Source organism: Alishewanella aestuarii B11, from assembly GCF_000280055.1.
Taxonomy (GTDB): domain Bacteria; phylum Pseudomonadota; class Gammaproteobacteria; order Enterobacterales; family Alteromonadaceae; genus Alishewanella; species Alishewanella aestuarii.
Genome location: NZ_ALAB01000016.1, coordinates 1 through 708, shown reverse-complemented (window position 1 = coordinate 708; position 708 = coordinate 1). Strand labels below are relative to the sequence as shown.

Below are 708 nucleotides of genomic sequence, written 5' to 3'. Positions count from 1 at the left end.
TCTGACCACTTCTGGCTGCTGCCGGTTAACCCAATTTTTAGTCAATGCCAGACGTATCTGTTTTAACTCCTCTGTACTCATCTCAGTATTGAATAATTCCCGATAGGCTTTAAGGCGGCTGAACTGACAGTCTCCCAGCGCAAGATAAGTTTTATGTGGCTGAATAATAGCAGATTTCATCCCACAGGCATTGGTGTGGAAACTCGACCAATGATAGCCAGCCGGCGTAGCCGACAGGCCTGCCCGCACCGGGTTAAGCTCAATATAACGATAACAGGCCAACAGGTAATAGTCGCTTTCTATGCTGCTAGCAAAGTACTTACTATCCCAGACTGTCCCGGTACGTTGCCGGTTTGTATTAAAATAACCGGCGTATTTACGCCCCAAACATTGCATAAAATGAGGCAGCTCTGCGCCGTCATCCGGTGTCACGAGCAGATGATAATGATTGGACATTAGCACGAAGGCATGTAACTTTATTGAGAATGCCTCCAGCTTGTCGCACAACATGCTGAAAAAGGTTCCTTTGTCTGCTTCACCACCAAAACAGGGCATGCGGTTATGCCCACGGTTAACCAGATGGTACGGCATACCACTGACAAAAAATCGCGGTTTCCTGGCCATAAATTAACCTCCCATTAAATATTTTTTAAAATAGAAGATAAGTTGGCGACCGGCAAACCCGGACAACACCGGTCAGAGGTCTGA

1 protein-coding gene is annotated in these 708 nt (G+C 46.8%); it reads right to left on the bottom strand.

Features of this window, described 5'->3' with window-relative positions; translation table 11 throughout:
* Positions 1–624, bottom strand: a 624-nt coding sequence (locus AEST_RS06790; RefSeq protein ID WP_039925228.1) for a transposase, incomplete at its 3' end; no start/stop codon positions are given.
* Positions 625–708: the final 84 nt, after the last annotated feature.